General features: G+C 36.1%; 14 protein-coding genes. 5 read left to right on the plus strand and 9 right to left on the minus strand.

The annotated features are described in order from the left end of the window. Window positions 1-255: 255 nt before the first annotated feature. Together tldD and ACFIJ7_RS02935 are read right to left on the minus strand one after the other, a co-directional pair. Window positions 256-1,680, minus strand: coding sequence for a metalloprotease TldD (tldD, locus tag ACFIJ7_RS02930; protein ID WP_375644568.1), 1,425 nt, complete (start codon window positions 1,678-1,680; stop codon window positions 256-258). 109 nt (window positions 1,681-1,789) lie between these two features. Continuing rightward, window positions 1,790-2,365: an invasion associated locus B family protein gene (locus tag ACFIJ7_RS02935; protein WP_375644569.1), complete on the minus strand. Its 576-nt coding sequence runs from the start codon at window positions 2,363-2,365 to the stop codon at window positions 1,790-1,792. A 311-nt stretch (window positions 2,366-2,676) separates the two neighbouring features. On the opposite strand from ACFIJ7_RS02935, the gene cyoE reads away from it, so the two are divergent. From cyoE to rnhA, 4 genes are all read left to right on the plus strand, one after another. After that, the gene (gene cyoE, locus ACFIJ7_RS02940) at window positions 2,677-3,612 is read left to right on the plus strand and encodes a heme o synthase (protein WP_375635768.1); all 936 of its coding nucleotides are present in this window, start codon (window positions 2,677-2,679) and stop codon (window positions 3,610-3,612) included. A 182-nt stretch (window positions 3,613-3,794) separates the two neighbouring features. Beyond that, window positions 3,795-4,850: a 4-hydroxy-3-methylbut-2-enyl diphosphate reductase gene (gene ispH / locus ACFIJ7_RS02945; protein ID WP_375635767.1), complete on the plus strand. Its 1,056-nt coding sequence runs from the start codon at window positions 3,795-3,797 to the stop codon at window positions 4,848-4,850. Continuing rightward, window positions 4,850-5,809, plus strand: a complete 960-nt coding sequence (locus ACFIJ7_RS02950; RefSeq protein ID WP_375635766.1) for a homoserine kinase — start codon at window positions 4,850-4,852, stop codon at window positions 5,807-5,809. The genes ispH and ACFIJ7_RS02950 overlap by 1 nt, the downstream gene beginning before the upstream one ends. A 5-nt stretch (window positions 5,810-5,814) precedes the next feature. Then, window positions 5,815-6,282, plus strand: coding sequence for a ribonuclease HI (gene rnhA / locus ACFIJ7_RS02955; protein ID WP_375635765.1), 468 nt, complete (start codon window positions 5,815-5,817; stop codon window positions 6,280-6,282). 27 nt (window positions 6,283-6,309) lie between these two features. Here rnhA and ACFIJ7_RS02960 read toward each other — a convergent pair whose 3' ends face one another. Further along, the gene (locus ACFIJ7_RS02960) at window positions 6,310-7,188 is read right to left on the minus strand and encodes a protein-disulfide reductase DsbD domain-containing protein (RefSeq protein ID WP_375635764.1); all 879 of its coding nucleotides are present in this window, start codon (window positions 7,186-7,188) and stop codon (window positions 6,310-6,312) included. Between the two features lie 71 nt (window positions 7,189-7,259). On the opposite strand from ACFIJ7_RS02960, the gene ACFIJ7_RS02965 reads away from it, so the two are divergent. Beyond that, window positions 7,260-7,844 carry a YqgE/AlgH family protein gene (locus ACFIJ7_RS02965; RefSeq protein WP_012754832.1) on the plus strand — a complete coding sequence of 195 codons (585 nt, stop codon included), beginning with the start codon at window positions 7,260-7,262 and terminating at the stop codon, window positions 7,842-7,844. Between the two features lie 42 nt (window positions 7,845-7,886). Here the strand turns inward: ACFIJ7_RS02965 and ACFIJ7_RS02970 are convergent, their stop codons facing one another. The 6 genes from ACFIJ7_RS02970 to ACFIJ7_RS02995 all read right to left on the minus strand — a co-directional run bounded on the left by ACFIJ7_RS02970 (window position 7,887) and on the right by ACFIJ7_RS02995 (window position 16,024). Beyond that, window positions 7,887-10,772, minus strand: a complete 2,886-nt coding sequence (locus ACFIJ7_RS02970; RefSeq protein ID WP_375644570.1) for an EAL domain-containing protein — start codon at window positions 10,770-10,772, stop codon at window positions 7,887-7,889. Between the two features lie 400 nt (window positions 10,773-11,172). Then, window positions 11,173-12,447, minus strand: coding sequence for a M16 family metallopeptidase (locus ACFIJ7_RS02975; protein WP_375635762.1), 1,275 nt, complete (start codon window positions 12,445-12,447; stop codon window positions 11,173-11,175). 83 nt (window positions 12,448-12,530) lie between these two features. Next, window positions 12,531-13,928, minus strand: a complete 1,398-nt coding sequence (gene thrC / locus ACFIJ7_RS02980) for a threonine synthase (protein ID WP_375644571.1) — start codon at window positions 13,926-13,928, stop codon at window positions 12,531-12,533. 615 nt (window positions 13,929-14,543) lie between these two features. Beyond that, the gene (locus tag ACFIJ7_RS02985) at window positions 14,544-14,906 is read right to left on the minus strand and encodes a hypothetical protein (RefSeq protein ID WP_375644572.1); all 363 of its coding nucleotides are present in this window, start codon (window positions 14,904-14,906) and stop codon (window positions 14,544-14,546) included. A 217-nt stretch (window positions 14,907-15,123) separates the two neighbouring features. Continuing rightward, window positions 15,124-15,486 carry a hypothetical protein gene (locus ACFIJ7_RS02990; RefSeq protein ID WP_375635759.1) on the minus strand — a complete coding sequence of 121 codons (363 nt, stop codon included), beginning with the start codon at window positions 15,484-15,486 and terminating at the stop codon, window positions 15,124-15,126. Window positions 15,487-15,667: 181 nt separating this feature from the next. After that, window positions 15,668-16,024, minus strand: coding sequence for a hypothetical protein (locus tag ACFIJ7_RS02995; RefSeq protein ID WP_375644573.1), 357 nt, complete (start codon window positions 16,022-16,024; stop codon window positions 15,668-15,670). Window positions 16,025-16,851: the final 827 nt, after the last annotated feature.

A 16,851-nucleotide genomic window follows, 5' to 3' on the forward strand; every position in this document is an offset into this window, starting at 1 on the left:
ATAAGAGGAATCTTTGGTCCTGTCTTTTACAGTTTTTATTCATATAACTCCCCCCACCTGTAACGTACAAACGAAAGATTTTGATTGATTCAACATGGAACAGATTTGAAATGAGAGAATCTTATGGAATTCAAGGTTCTAATTCAATATGAAAAACGATAGATTATCTTTATAAATCAACGCATTGTACCCCCCCCCTCACAAAGTGGTCGTGATAGACGAGAAGGAGGCAATATTGGGAAGGAATGAGAACGCTTATTCCTTTATAAGCGCAGTTCCACCGATTGTCATATTATTGATTCGAAGATGAGGTTGACCAACACCAACAGGGACATTTTGGCCAGCTTTTCCACAGAGACCGATACCATTATCAAGTTTACTATCATTACCAATCATTGTAATACGTTTCATAGCATCCGGTCCATTTCCAATAAGAGTTGCGCCTTTGATTGGTGCTACAATTTTACCATTTTCTACTCGGTATGCTTCAGTACATTCAAAGACGAATTTTCCAGAAGTAATATCAACTTGTCCTCCACCAAATGAAACAGCATAGATACCATGTTTGAGTGAAGAAAGGATTTCTTCAGGTGTTTTATCTCCTCCTAGCATGATTGTATTGGTCATTCGTGGCATTGGTGCATGAGCATAAGATTCACGCCGTCCATTCCCAGTTGATTTACCTCCCATAAGCCGTGCATTAAGCCTGTCTTGCATAAAACCAACGAGCTTTCCATCTTCAATAAGGACGTTATATCCTGAAGGGGTCCCCTCATCGTCGACAGTGAGAGAACCACGGCATTGTGGAATTGTTCCATCATCAACAACTGTAACACCTTTTGCCGCAACTTGTTGTCCTAAAAGTCCAGCAAAAGCGGATGTTTTTTTACGGTTAAAGTCACCTTCTAAACCATGACCTACGGCTTCATGGAGCATAACGCCAGGCCATCCATTGGCTAAGACAACATCAAAAGATCCTGCAGGTGCTGCTTCTGCTTCTAAATTTGTTAAAGCCATACGTAAGGCTTCATCCGCAGCTTTTTTCCAATTGTCTTCATGAATAAATTGGTCAAATGCTTGTCGCCCTCCACATCCATAAAAACCATTTTCACGTCGATTGCCTTCAGCTGCGACTACAGATATAGAAAGCCGCACAAGGGGACGAATATCACGAACCAAATAACCATCTGCACGTAAAATTTCAACATGTTGTAGCGAGCCGGAAAGAGAAGCAGTCACTTGATGCAATTTATCATTTTTAGCACGTAAATAGGCATCAATTTTTTGCAAAAGAGCACTTTTTTCTTCAAATGATGGAGCATCAAGGGGATTATGCGGTTGATAAAGTCTCTTGTTTGTTTGTTGAGGTGCTATGCTATAAGTCCCTGCATGATTATTATAGGTAATAGCTTTAGCTGCTTCACTGGCACGTTTGAGTGCAGCAGCTGATAATTCACTAGAATATGCATATCCGGTAGCTTCTCCAGCAACGACACGCAGACCAAATCCCATATCTTGATGGAAAGAGCCGTTTTTAAGCTGTCCATTATCAAATAAAAGAGCTTCGCTTTCTGTATACTCAAGGTAAAGCTCACCGTCATCAGCATGATGAAGCGTTTCTTGTACAAGTGATTGCACTTTAGAGGAAGTAATATCAAAATGATCAATCAGCGATTTCATAAGAATTATCCTATTTTTATGGGGACTTAGAAGATTTTTATTAATCTAATTTAAGAAGCTTTCAAAATATACAATGAGATTTTAATCGTCTAAAGTGTATCGATTTCATTCATGTAGGTAAGGTTGTATAGGCGTCGGCAAGACCATGAAGGTCAACGAAACCTCCAATCCCTTGTTCAGGAGTTGTAAAAATAAAATAGGTTGCCATTTTTCCTTTTAAAAAGAGCTGCAATATGTCTTCTTTAAGAAAGGCTTCAGCAACACAATTATCACCAAGACAACGACGATATTCCATTCTGCCCATATTTTTATCGTCAATTTTAATTCCAACGCCAGGACGTAATTCAACGCGAATTGGAACAAAAACACGCATCAAAGCACCTTGCTTTTGAGGAAGTTTATAAAATGTAACACGCAAGGTAATATCATGACGACCTTGTGTATGAACGTTTTGTACAACTTCACACTGCATGTTAGGTGTACCTGGCGGTAGAGCACAAACTTTTGTCCATGCACCATAGGTTTGTGGAGCAGGGACATTTTGCGCATAGGGTGTTTGTGCAAATGCATGATTGATAAAACTACTATAAAGTGTGTAAAGAACAGCACCAATAAAAAAACTTTTTTTGAGTAATTTATGAAGTATCACAGAAAATCCTATCCGACTCAACACACACACAACCATGCATAGATTTACATAAAAAAATGAATTCCCCACATAAAAACTATAACACAAAATCAGTATTTACCCAAATATATTAATCCATAGGATATATTTTTATGATACATTTGTAATGTAGGAGAGAATGTTGATTGAAAAAATGTATTTTTGTTGCCAATATTTCCATCTATTTTTAGGGGATACGTGCGAACGAGGTATTTCATATTTTCTCAAAAATACGATTGGTCTTAATTGATCATTTCCATACGCTAGATAATATTTGTCAGATAATATTGGTTTGTGAATGACAGAAATGGAAAAGGGCTTTGAGCGGAATGTCAGTTTCAGGAGAGTTATCGGTTGTGAATGGTAAATCAACGCCACCAAAATCCGGTATTGGTGATTATATCACGTTATTAAAGCCACGTGTTATGTCTCTTGTGGTCTTTACGGCTCTGGTTGGTTTGCTTGTATCGCCTGTTCCTATCAATCCGTTGTATGGTTTTTTAGCGATTTTATGTATTGCTATCGGTGGTGGCGGTGCGGGAGCACTGAATATGTGGTATGATGCTGACATTGATGCCGTGATGGAACGGACCAAAAAGCGTCCTATTCCTATGGGTAAAATCAGTTCCCGAAAAGCATTTATTTTTGGCATGGTTCTTTCTATGCTTTCGGTATTGGTTATGGGGAGCTTCATTAATTGGTTTGCGGCATTTTTTCTTGCGTTTACGATTTTCTTTTATGTTGTTATCTATACAATTTGGTTAAAGCGTATCACACCACAAAATATTGTTATTGGTGGTGCTTCTGGGGCTTTTCCACCAATGATTGGATGGGCCGTGACAACAGGGACAGTGAGTATTGATAGCTTTTTATTATTTTTAATCATTTTTATGTGGACCCCCCCTCATTTTTGGTCTCTTTCTTTATTTTCATCTCTTGATTATGAGGCAGCAGGTATCCCTATGATGCCTAATGTACGAGGTGAACATTCAACAAAAAAACAGATTTTATTTTATACTATTTTGATGGCATTATGCGCAGCTGCTCCTTGCTTTACTGGTCTTGGTGGAATTTTTTATGGTATTTTTTCAACAATTTTAAGCATTATCTTTGTTTATTTTGCCTATCGTTTGTGGAAAGCTGATACACATAATGAAACTATTTTGATGGCAAAAAAACTGTTTTTCTTTTCATTACTTTATTTGGCAGCTATCTTTGGAGTTCTTTTGATTGAATCTCTTGTTTGGTATTTTATCGCTCTTTAGTCGCGTAAAATGAAAGAACAAATTTTAAAAGAGCTTTGTTGCAAGAACATATTGTAAGAAAACACGATAGAGTGTGTTCTTATGCAAAAGATGGTATTGCCAGTTTTTTTACATTGCTTATTCGTGTATAACGATAGGTTGTTTGAATATATAGCTAAAACTGTAGAGATTAAGGATGATTTATGTCTGGACTTCCCCCTTTAACGATACGTCTTTGTGGTCCACGTGGATTTTGTGCAGGGGTTGATCGTGCTATCCAGATTGTTCTCCTTGCATTAAAAAAATATGGTGTTCCAGTATATGTTCGTCATGAAATTGTACACAACCGCTACGTGGTTGAGGGATTACAACAACGGGGAGCCGTTTTTGTTGAAGAACTTGATGAGATTCCAGAAGAACATCGCAATCAACCGGTTGTTTTTTCTGCTCATGGTGTACCAAAATCTGTTTCAGAAGAAGCACGATGCTATAATTTGTTTTATCTCGATGCAACATGTCCGTTGGTCTCGAAAGTTCATAAACAAGCGATACGACATCAACGTCATGGTCGTCATGTTATATTGATTGGTCATGCTGGTCATCCTGAGGTGATAGGGACAATGGGACAGCTTGAAGAAGGGGCTGTGACGCTTATTGAAACGATAGAAGATGCTTTGCATTACCAACCCAATGATCCAGATAAATTAGGATTTGTTACACAAACAACGCTTTCTGTTGAAGATACTGCAGGAATTCTCGATATATTACAACAACGTTTCCCTACATTAGCGGCCCCAGCGGCTGAGTCAATTTGCTATGCTACAACGAATCGACAAGATGCGGTTAAGGCAGCAGCAAAGGGGAGTGATTTGTTTTTGATTGTTGGAGCGCCAAATTCTTCTAATTCACGACGTTTAGTAGAGGTTGCCGAAAAGTCTGGTGCGCGGCAAGCTATTTTAGTTCAGCGCGCTGATGAAATTAATTTTGAAAACCTAAAAGCTCTTTCTATTGTCAGTCTTTCAGCAGGGGCTTCGGCTCCTGAAATTATTATTGATGAAATTATTTCAGCGTTTCGTGAGCGTTATGATGTCACAATAGAATTAGCTGAAACAGCGGTAGAAACGGAAAAATTTTTAGTGAGTCGCGAATTACGTGACGTCATTTTAACGTCTCAAGATATGGCTTTCGTCAATGGTCAAGCAAATAATGCAAAAAATGAAAATCAGAATACAGACATGTCTACAACGAAAGCAGAATAATGGCCGTTTATACAGATATTCATTCAAATGATTTAAAAGTGTTTTTAACACGTTATGCAATAGGGTCACTTTTGTCTTATCAAGGTATAGAGGAGGGGATTGAAAATTCTAATTTTATGTTAGAGACAACACAAGGGCGATTTATTTTAACACTTTATGAAAAACGTATTTCAAAAGATGATTTACCTTTTTTTTGTCGCTTGATGCAGCATTTAGGACAGCGTGGAATTCCTTGTCCTCAACCTGTTATTCAAAATGATGGAATGATGATCTGTGAATTAGCAGGACGCCCTGCTGCTATTATTACTTTTCTGGAAGGAGAGTGGGTCCGCCAGCCCACTATAGATCATTGTGGTGAAGTGGGGACGGGGCTCGCACAATTACATTTAGCAGGACAGGATTTTACACTCAGTCGTAAAAATACTCTTTCTGTTATGGATTGGCAGGTATTGTGGCAACGTTGTCAAACAAAAGAAGATGCATTATTAAAAGAATTTGGACAAAAAATTGAGTTTGAATTGGCTTTTTTACAGGAAAATTGGCCGCTCAATTTACCAATAGGCATTATCCATGCAGATTTATTTAATGATAACGTCTTTTTTGTGAATCATCGTCTTTCTGGGATGATAGATTTCTATTTTGCTTGTAATGACTTTTTTGCTTATGATTTAGCGATCTGTTTAAATGCTTGGTGCTTTGAGCCTGATCATTCCTATAATCTGGCCAAAGCACGTAAGTTATTGGAAAATTATCAAAAAATAAGACCATTGATCCCTTTAGAATTGGACAAGATTGTTTTGTTAGCTCGTGGTGCGTCTTTACGTTTCTTACTCACACGTCTTTATGATTGGTTTAATACACCGCCTAATAGCTTTGTTATTAAGAAAGATCCATGGGAGTATTGGCACAAGCTTTGTTTTTTCAGTAATGTAAATTCGCTAAGTGAATTAGGTTTTTAAATTTTATGGCAACTCAACAAAAAGTCGTTGAAATTTATACAGATGGTGCTTGCTCAGGGAACCCTGGAATTGGAGGATGGGGAGCAATTTTACGCTGGAATGGTCATGAACGTGAGCTTTATGGCGGTAAGGTCCATACGACAAACAATCAAATGGAAATCATGGCGGCAATTTGTGCATTAAAGGCGCTTAAAGAGCCCTGTTTGGTCGACCTTTATACAGACTCAGTTTATGTGCGTAACGGTATATCTAAGTGGATTGAAGATTGGAAAAAGAATAATTGGCGCACCGCATCAAAAAAGCCTGTTAAAAATATGGAGCTATGGCAAGCTCTTGAGGATGCTTGTTCTTGTCATACAGTCAGATGGCACTGGGTAAAAGGGCATGCGGGACATCCAGAAAATGAACGCGCAGATGCCCTTGCTCGCAAAGCAATTACTCAATATCGCGAAAATGGACATTTTACAGCATAATTGCTGTTTGATAGCTTTTTTCTTTTATTACGGAGTCACAAGAGGGGTTGGCTGCGTATGGAATATGAATGTTCCACTTAAGGCGTAATCTTTAAAAGAAACTGTATAAAAAATTTTTTGGTTTATTTCTTCTGGAGCGAAATAGAGTGGAGCACTGAAGAGTGTATATTCTGCGTTATCACTGACTTTTTTTGCTGCTCCAATTTGCATTTCTCCTCCATCTAAAAAGAGAGAGGAAGGAGTGGTTTTGTTGTTATTTTGTATTTTTATAAGAAGGGTACTGTTATTTTTTTCGGCACTTATTTTTAGTGCATTCTGCATCATGCGGGGCAAAGAATCTTGGGCATTTTTTAAGAAGGAAGCAGGAAGATGTTTATTTTTAAGAGCAGATGGCGAAAAATCAAAGTTAACAGTAAATGGAAGACAGATTTTATTACATAATCCAAGAGTGAAAGCACCACTTAAATTTTTGCTTGAACCAGAAAGATTGAAGGGCAATATTACTTTATCTTTATAGCCTAATGACCAATCATTTTCTGTTTCAAAAAGCTGTGGGGTAGGATAAAAGATTTCATAAGAAACCTGTTGGTTGAAATTAAAAAACGGTGCCATGCCAGAATTACCTGGATTACGCCAGTAAGTTTTCCATCCTGGTTTAAGCACAATCTCAATAATGCCTTCTCTTATTCCAGAAAGAGAAGGTTCGGTGATCGCTAATCGGATACGACCACCATCTGATTCATACCAAGATGTTGCGAAAAGCTGGAGTTTTTGTCCTTTTTGAGCATTTACAGGAATGTTAAGTAATTCTAAAACTATGAATGTTAAGCTTAAAGTAACTAAAAGATTTTTATAAAAGAAAGTTGCGATATTTTGTAAATTTGTAAATATATGACTTTTTTTCATTGGAGTTTTATTTTCCTAGTGTACTAAATGAACAAACTTTTATCATGTAAATTATGGAGAATAACAAATTAATGAAGCGGTGTAATGGCTTTTTAGGTGGACAATTACTCATAGCAATGCCTGGGATGAATGACAAACGCTTTATTCGTTCTGTTATTTACATTTGCGCGCATTCTGATGCCGGTGCGATGGGCATTATTCTCAATCAATTGCATCATATTGATTTTCCAGAGCTTTTGCTTCACTTGGGAGTCATAGACAGTGGCCAAAAAAAAAGTCTTTCTGAACCAATAAAACAGTTTCCAGTTCGCTATGGTGGTCCTGTTGATCCTTCGCGTGGTTTTGTCCTTCATTCAGATGATTATGCTTGTGAAGAAACTGTTTTTATTGCAGATAAGGTCTGTTTTACTGCGACAATTGATATATTAAAAGCGATCAGTTGCGAACAAGGTCCGCAACATGCACTGGTAGCATTAGGTTATGCTGGATGGAAAGCGGGGCAACTTGAGGCAGAAATTTCTACAAATGGTTGGCTAATCAGTTCTACATCACCTAGTTTTCTTTTTGAAAGCGATTTAAGCTGCAAGTATGATAAAAGTTTAACACGCATGGGTATCGATCCAACTTATCTTGCTTCTGAAATGGGACATGCATAGAGTTTTTTCTAAGCTTTTTAACTTTACACGTTATTTTATCCCTTATGTTTTTACTTTATAAGGGAAATGGCTCTGAACGAGCGTAATTAATTCTTCTATGGCAATCGGTTTCGTTACAAGTGTGCTTTGAACATATTTACAGCCTTCTTGACGGAGGAAGATCGCTTCTTTTTCATTTTCAACACCTTCTGCGATAATTTGCAAATTAAGATCTGTTGCCATATTAATGATAGACTTGAGAACAATTTTCTTCTTAAGGGAGTCGATTGAAATAAGTGAACGATCAAGTTTAACCATATCAAATGGATAACGTACGAGATAGGTCAGAGACGAATAACCTGTTCCAAAATTATCGAGTGCGAGATTCATTCCAAGTGTTTTAATTTGTTCGAGAAAGTGCGCTGATTGTTCAGGATTATTTCTTAAGACAAATTCAGATATTTCAATCATCAAACGTCCTTTGTGGAGCGGATGACGAAGCAAAGCGGCGCGCAATTGACTGATAAAACGAGGATGAATCATTTCTGCGCTTGGTAAATTAATTGAAATAAAGAAAGATTGTTGGGAAAACTTTTCTTGTACATTTATAAGATCGATAATGGCATTATCGATGATAAATTGTGACAAATTCATAACAATTTGTTCGTTTTCTACGATTTTTATGAAATCAGAGACATTTAAATTTCCATAAGTGGGATGATGCCATTCTACAATTGTTTCAAAACCAATAATATGTCCGTCTGATAAATTAAGAATAGGATGGTAGAGGATTTTTATCTCATTACGTTTTATGGCATAATGAACATCTTTCTCCAGAGTATTATGTTCGAGACCCAAAGTGCGAAAATTAGGACGAAAAGGTTCAATATGGTTTCCACCCATTTGTTTTGCACGAATCATCGCTAATTCACTATCATTAAAAATATCTTTAGCCGTCGATCGGCTTTCACTCCATGTAACCAATCCGATAGACGTTGAAAGGATTATTTTGTTTTCTGAAAGTGAAATAGGTGCTGAAATTGTTTTGTGCAAATGATCTGCAAATGCTGCAATTTTTTGTGGTTCAGTTTCACTGAGTAAAATAATTGCAAAGCGGTCTGCTGAAAGGCGCGATAAGGTGTCTTGAAAATTAATGAGACGGTTTAAACGACGTGCGATTATAAGCAGTACAGTATCCCCAACTGCTATGCCTAATTTGCGATTAATTTGGCGAAAATTGTCAAAATCAATCATAAAGACAGTCGGTCTAATTTTGATATTTGCTTTCGCCAAAGAGGTATAATTTTGTAGTCTATCGAAGAAAATTTGTTGGTTAGGAAGGCCGGTTAAGCTGTCGTGGATTGCATCATGCAATAAGCGTTCTTCGGATTTTTTGTGGTTAGTAATATTGACAATGGTTCCAATGACACGTGTGATTTTCCCATCTTTTTGCATAGCCGGACGTGCACGAAGAGAAAACCAATGATAATAACCACCACCGGAAGAAAGCCGAAAAATTTGATCAATGCGCCCTTTTTTATTTTTAAGAATGATATCTAATACGGCTTGAAAGCGTTCACGATCATCATGGTGCAAGGCTGAAATCCAGTTGCGCATAGGTCCATTGAGGTTATGAATTTCAGTACCAAAAAGGGTTGCCATGTTTGGATGTACAACAATACGGTCACGCTCAATATTCCAATCCCAAATAATATTTCCAGCTCCCTTTGCTGCGAGTACTTGTTGTTCAAGATCGGAAAATATTCCTTCATGGAAAGCGTCATTAGAAAAAGTTTGTTGCAGGACAGTAAAGCTGATGAGAAGAACAATGAGCACTAATCCTCCCGCTAATGCTGGCTGGATAATATCATTGTTTAAATATCCAGCTATGCAGGCATAGGCTCCAACACACCAAAAGCTAATGAGCAACCATGTTGGGATAAGCATAATGGCGCGGTCATAGCTTCTGATTGAGAAATAGATGATTAATATTATACCAAGCACAGCGGTAAGACCAAAAGACAAACGCGCAATTCCAGCTGCTCTGATTGGATCATAAATAGCAAAGGCTCCTAGACTGCAAAAGGCAATGGTCCAAGCGATAGCACCGTAACTAAAATGATAATGCCAGCGGTTAAGGCTGAGATAGGTAAAAAGAAAAATGAAGAGTGTAGCAGTAAGTGCTACTTCTGTACCAGCACGCCAGATTGGTTGTGTTGTGAGTGTAACTGCAAAGAATTTATTTAAAAAGTTGAAGTCAATACCAATATAAAAAAGCACAGCCCAAGCAACAGCTGCTGTTGCAGGAAACAGCCCTGTTCCACGGACGACGAAGAGAACAGTTAACAAAAGCGCTAAGAGACCAGATATACCAAGAAGAATACCATGATAAAGCGTATAAGAATTAATTGCATCTTTATAAGCTTCAGGTTGCCATAAATAGATTTGCGGTAGATTTGCAGAGTTAAGTTCGGCCACAAATGTAACAACAGCACCAGGGTTAAGGGTAATACGAAAGATGTCAGAGTTTGCACTAAGTTGACGATCGAGGGAAAACCCTTCGCTTGGCGTTATGGATTGAATCCTTTCTGATCCAAGATCTGGCCAAAAAAATCCAGAACGCGCCATGCGGTAATGGGGGGCAACGATGAGACGATCGACTTGTTCATCTGTTGGATTTGCAAGAGAAAAGACTGCCCAATTTCCGGAAAATTTTTCATTTTTTGCCTGCACTTCAATACGCCATACAATACCATCTGGTCCTGGCGCTGTACTTGTTTGAAAAATAGAGCTGTTTGTATGGTGAATTTCAATTGCTTTTGAGAGATCAAGAGCAGCATCCTGAGAAGAAATTTTAACTGGCTCAATTGCTTGTGCTGATGTAAGATGGACAAGAAAACTAACGACTACAATGAAAATGATATCAATTATTTTACGCAAACTCTTCACAATGTCCCACTCTCAATATTTTAGGATGTTTAATTTTCATTTCGATTTTTGAGAAAAAACGTCCACCTTTTATAATTTATTTACATAATAAATTGTTATCACTTTTTCTTAAGTTATGTGGTTTTGTATACAAATAGACCACATGTCCATTTGCTTCAATGGAACTTGAAGCGAATGAAGTTTTATATGTTAAAAGGGCAAAGTTAAACCATGAATTTCCAGATTTCATGGATATACCTTCACTCATTAGAATCTTTATCACATGAAGTATGAATTGGGTAGTTTTGTACGCTTCTTTGCCCAATATTTCCAAAACTTATTTAATGAGAAGAGCTTTTGTGGTAAATTTTACGATAAAATATGTGTATGTTATTGTGATGCTGTTTTGAAAAGAAGTTTTTTACTTTAGCTTGTATGAAAGAGTTGACGTTAAATCATCAAAATTTATGAGGGGTCCTACAGGTCCGACAGCAGTTAGTGTTGGAGTGGAATTTGTAAAAAGACGATGTGCTAAATCAGTTAATCTTTTAGGAGTGATGAGATTGAGGCGTTCAATTGTTTCCGATATTGGAATTGGTCGACCATAAAGGAGTATTTGGCGAGCAATGAGATGTGCTTGACTAGAGGGATTTTCCTGTGACATTGTCAGATTCGCACGATATTGCGTTTGTGCTCGTTGCAGTTCATTGGCGTGAATGTTTTTACTGACCTTGGAAAGTTCATCAAGAATCACGGGAATAAGTTCTTTGAGCCCTTCTTGTCCGGTAGCTGCGTGAACACCAAAAAGACCAGTATCTGAAAATCCCCAATGAAAAGCATAAATAGAATAGCATAATCCACGTTTCTCTCTTACCTCTTGAAAAAGACGTGAAGACATACCACCACCAAGAATGATTGAAAGAATTTGGGCCGCATAAAAATCACGCGCGTGATAAGCACGCCCTTCAAACCCCAGAACAACTTGTGTATCCATTAAATCGCGATATTCACGAAAGTCGCCACCAACATAATTTGCAAGATTAGTAAGAGGTGCGGTTGAATGGGAGCGAAAAGTACCAAGACGACTTTCAACTTCTCGCAAGAAACTTTCGTGTTTTACAGCTCCTGCAGCAACGACAATCATACGATCTGCACTATATTGTTTATTGATGAAATCATGGAGATCAGTAGATGTAAATGATTGGATAGTTTTAGCTGTTCCTAAAATAGAGCGTCCAAGGGATTGATGACGAAAGGCTGTTTCTGTAAAGTGATCAAAAACAATATCATCAGGAGTGTCATGAGCGGCACCAATTTCCTGAAATATTACTTGTTTTTCTCGTTCTAGTTCATTGTCGTCAAATTTTGAATGCATTAAAATATCGGCTAAAATGTCTATAGCAAGTGGGATATCGCTTTTAAGTACACGTGCAAAGTAAGCTGTTGTTTCAATACTGGTGGTGGCATTGATTTCACCGCCAACATCTTCAATATCGGTTGCAATTTGAAAAGCAGTGCGGTTTTCGGTTCCTTTAAAAGCCATATGCTCAAGAAGATGAGCAATACCATGCTGTGTGGAGGTTTCATTGCGTGAGCCCACTTTAACCCATATTCCGAGGGCAACACTATCAATTTGTTGCATTGTATGTGTGGCGATAGTCAAGCCATTACTAAGGCGACATATATCTACATCCATGTATTTACAACTCCATTAAATAAGTTAAATACCTCATTGTAAGGGTATTAGAATATTCTTGATTTAAGTTAATGCAGCTAACTTTAATAAGATGCATGCGATTTTAAAGAGATATAATCTTTTACTATTTTTTCATCATTAGCAAGACTTATAAAGTGTTCTTTGCGTTTCATTACATCATTGAGATGAGATGGCCATGGGGCATGAAGTCCACAAGCACTTTTAATAGTATCAGGAAATTTAGCTGGATGAGCCGTGGCAAGGACGATCATTGGAATATGCGGTTTTTTGTTTTTACGCGCTACTTGAAGAGCGACGGCTGTATGTGGATCAACAAGATAGCCACTTTCCTTATAGACACTATTAATTGTTTGAGCTGTTGCAGCCATGTTGCTTTTCCCAGCAGAAAATAGGGAACGAATATTTTTGAGTTGCTTTTCATCAAGAGTAAAACGTCCTGATTGTTTCAAGTTGTCCATTGCATTGCGAATCCACATTGGATCACGATTACCACTTTCAAAGAGCAAACGTTCAAAATTAGAAGAGACCTGAATATCCATAGAAGGTGATGTTGTATGGACTATTGGTTGTGTTTCGTAAGTACCGCTGGTCAATGTACGTGCAAGGATGTCGTTATCATTCGTTGCGATGACCAGTTGAGCAATGGGTAATCCCATACGGGCTGCAACATAACCTGCAAAAATATCACCAAAATTTCCAGTAGGAACAGTAAATGAAACAGCTCTATCAGGAGCCCCTAAGGAAAGTGCAGATGAAAAATAGTAAACAATTTGCGCCATGATACGCGCCCAATTTATAGAGTTAACACCTGAAAGCGCTCTTTTTTTACGAAAATTGTGGTCATTAAACATTGCTTTGACAAGAGCTTGGCAATCATCAAAATTTCCTTCAATGGCAATGGCATGAACATTTGAACATTGATTGGTTGTCATTTGCCGTTGTTGAACAGGTGATACACGTCCTTTAGGAAATAAAATAAAAATATCTGAGTGTTTTTTTCCAGCAAAAGCTTGTATCGCAGCCCCTCCTGTATCACCTGATGTTGCAGCAATAATCGTTGCACATCTATTTTTTTCAGTCAAAACATAATCCATCAGTCGAGAAAGAAACTGCATTGCGACATCTTTAAAAGCTAAAGTAGGACCATGAAAGAGTTCAAGGATAAATTCATCTGCTCCAGTTTGTCGTAACGGACAGATTGCTGGATGGTGAAAGGTTGCATAAGATTCAGCGATCATATTTTCAAAAGCTGTATATTCGATTTCGTTATTCACAAAGGGCCACAGAATAGTTTTAGCAATTGTTGTATAGGACTGACCACGAAGTGCTCGTAACGCATCAAATGATAGCTGAGGAAATTTATCTGGCAGATAAAGTCCCCCATCAATTGCCAATCCTGTCATGATCGTTTCCGTAAAGCTTAAAGCAGGAGCTTCACCTCTCGTGCTGATATATTCCATACGTTTTATCCTTTTTTTATTTCTGGCAAATTGGTGAAGTTATTTATTTCACGTTTTTCATAATATTTAAATTATTAAATGGATAGAGTTTTTAACTCAATAATGAAAGGAAATATTCTTAAGCATTTTTATTTTTGAGATATAAACGTCAAATGTTCACAGAAAATCTGTTAAAGTCGAAAATTTTCCCTCTATTATTCATTTACTTAAATTTTACAACGTATCTTCACTTGTGCATCTTCTTAAATAATAAAATCAAATAGATAGAATGGTATTTATTGAAGAACTTTTTTTTGTAAAACTCAATCATTTATAGTTATTTTATGCTCTTATACTTTGTAACAATTAAATCTGCTAAAATGAATATTGAAATGATACAGATCAAAATTCACACTGGAAGATTTGTAAGGTAATTTTATGGCATTGCGTGCGCAAATCTATACTTTGAATAATTTTTGTTTAGCTTAATTATTATTATAGATATTATATTTGTTCTATACAGTATGGTAACCTAACTTTTATCCATAGAAAACATACGACAGCCTGCTAAATGATGTGAAGCAGGCTGTAAAATATTCTTATTTTAAATAGAAAAAATAACTGAGTATCTTTGAATTATTTGCCTTTAAGTTTTCCTATTGCCCATCCGATTATCCCGCTAAATATGGCCATAATAGATCCAGTCAAGAATCCAAAACCCAAAGCTCCTGCTGTAGAAAAAACTCCTAACGTAATTGGTTCAAACACTTTCTCAAATTTTCCTTCAATGGCAGTTTCACTTTTTGCTCCATGAGTGAAACTTGGTACATAAAGAGTAGCTATATTGATAGCTTTTTTCTTTCCTTGTTCTATTAGAGAGACAGTTTCCCATTGAATATCATTTTTCAAATGATTGGCATGAACATTTATAACTTGTGAAAGCAAAAAAGAAACTGCTATAAAAATATTTAATACGTAAGTTTTCAATACTTTAATCATAATTTATCACCAATACTTTTACTTTTATTTTACTCTGAATTGAATAGATGCATCGGCAGAATTAGTGCACATTAAGAGAAACAGAAGCATTTAAAGCTTTTTCATTCTTAATGTGCACTAATTCATTAGTTTTTTGTCATCAACAATGGATAAACACAGAATATATCCATAGTTTATATTTCGTATGAGAAGGTTTTATTCTGATAAGATTTCAATTTTAACGAGATTTAAAATACGATATTATTTTACCTATTATCCATCCTAAAAACATGCCTATCGTACTTGATGCATATCCAATTGCCATCCCAACACCAAAGGTTCCGAGTGTAAGAGGTTCAACGACCTTTTCAAATTTTCCTTCAATAGTAGGTTCATTATCCACTCCACGACTTAGAATGGGGCTATAGAGAGAAACGGTATGGACTGCATCCTGTTTTTTCTGCTCTATTGCAGAAACAAAAATATTTTCACGATGAGTATTATTTTGCAAATAGTTTGCATGCACATTTACAACCTGTGAAAGAAAAAAGGCAGACATAATGAAAATACTTAACATATGATTTTTAAACAATTTAATCATAATTTACCTCAAATATTTTATACTATTCAATATATATATGCGTAAATTTATACTTTGGATATTTGGATATAATCTACAACATTTATATTTTGTAGCAAGATAAGCTCCATTATGTAATTACTTACAATGAACAATAGATTCATTATGAAGCTATTGTTCTAGAGTTCTAGACGAGGTTGAATTATTTGAACATCAACACTATGTCCTTTATCCAACTTATTATCGATCCTATAAAGCTCATTGCATATCCAGCAAACAATAGTCCCACTCCTACAGTCATAGGCTCAACGACCTTTTCAATTTTCCCTTCACCTGTTGTTCCATTTTCTGTTTGATAATTTACAGATGGAACATAGAAAGCAGTCGTAGAAACTACATCAGATTTCGCATACTTTACTTGTTCCATTGGGGAAACAGAAAGTTCCTCTTTTGGAGTATCGTTTTTCAAATAGTTTGCATTAACAGTTACAGTTTGTGAAATAAAAAAAGTGCTCGCTATAAAAGTGCTTAAGATATAATTTTTAAATATTTTGACCATAACTTTACCTCAAATATTTTTAAGTTATATATGTAAGAAAATATACATAATGTTTATATATCTCACACTATATATAATTTAGATATTTCAATATGTATTTTTAGTCAATAATAAAAATACATATAAAAATATAAATATATTTTTTTATAAACATTATTGTAAAAATGTAACAGTAATAATTACAAAAATATTTTTTAAAATTTTATGAAATATTTCGTTATGTGTTATATATAAATAACATGTGGTGATCGCATAATTTTTATAAAATGATATTAATATTATTTTTTAAATACATTTATAGATACTAAAAATATACATTTCGCTCATAGTATAAAGTAGAGCTCGAATTGGATAGAGATAAATGATATTATCATTTTCTCGCCAATGTGAACAGCATATTACTGTGATGTAAAGCAGTGTATAGCAGAATATCAATTCAGAGACATTTATGAGTGCTGAAAGATCGGCATTAGATAATATTTTTCAACATTTTCTTCTTTCCAAACCGAAAAGCCACTTTTATTTTTAGAAAGGATGCCTTTCCTAAAGTTGGATTACTTTTGAAAAGATCTGATTTCATTGCTTATTTAAAAAATCTATACAAGTGCTTTCAGAAAATTTTGAGCAACTACAGGTATCTCTTTACGTTGTTCTATGTTTCATATTTATGTGCTTTTTTAAGAAATCCTTCTCAAGGTACTCAAGTCTATTTTGCAATTAATAGATATGATGATAAAGCCCCATAATATAAAATTCTTAGGGCATCAGAATCTTTGACGTTTATAAAGAAGAAAGATGTCCTGAATTACGCATTTACTAAAGTTATT

The sequence above is a fragment of the Bartonella sp. MR100HLJHH genome (genome assembly GCF_042194215.1).
Taxonomy (GTDB): Bacteria; Pseudomonadota; Alphaproteobacteria; order Rhizobiales; family Rhizobiaceae; genus Bartonella; species Bartonella grahamii.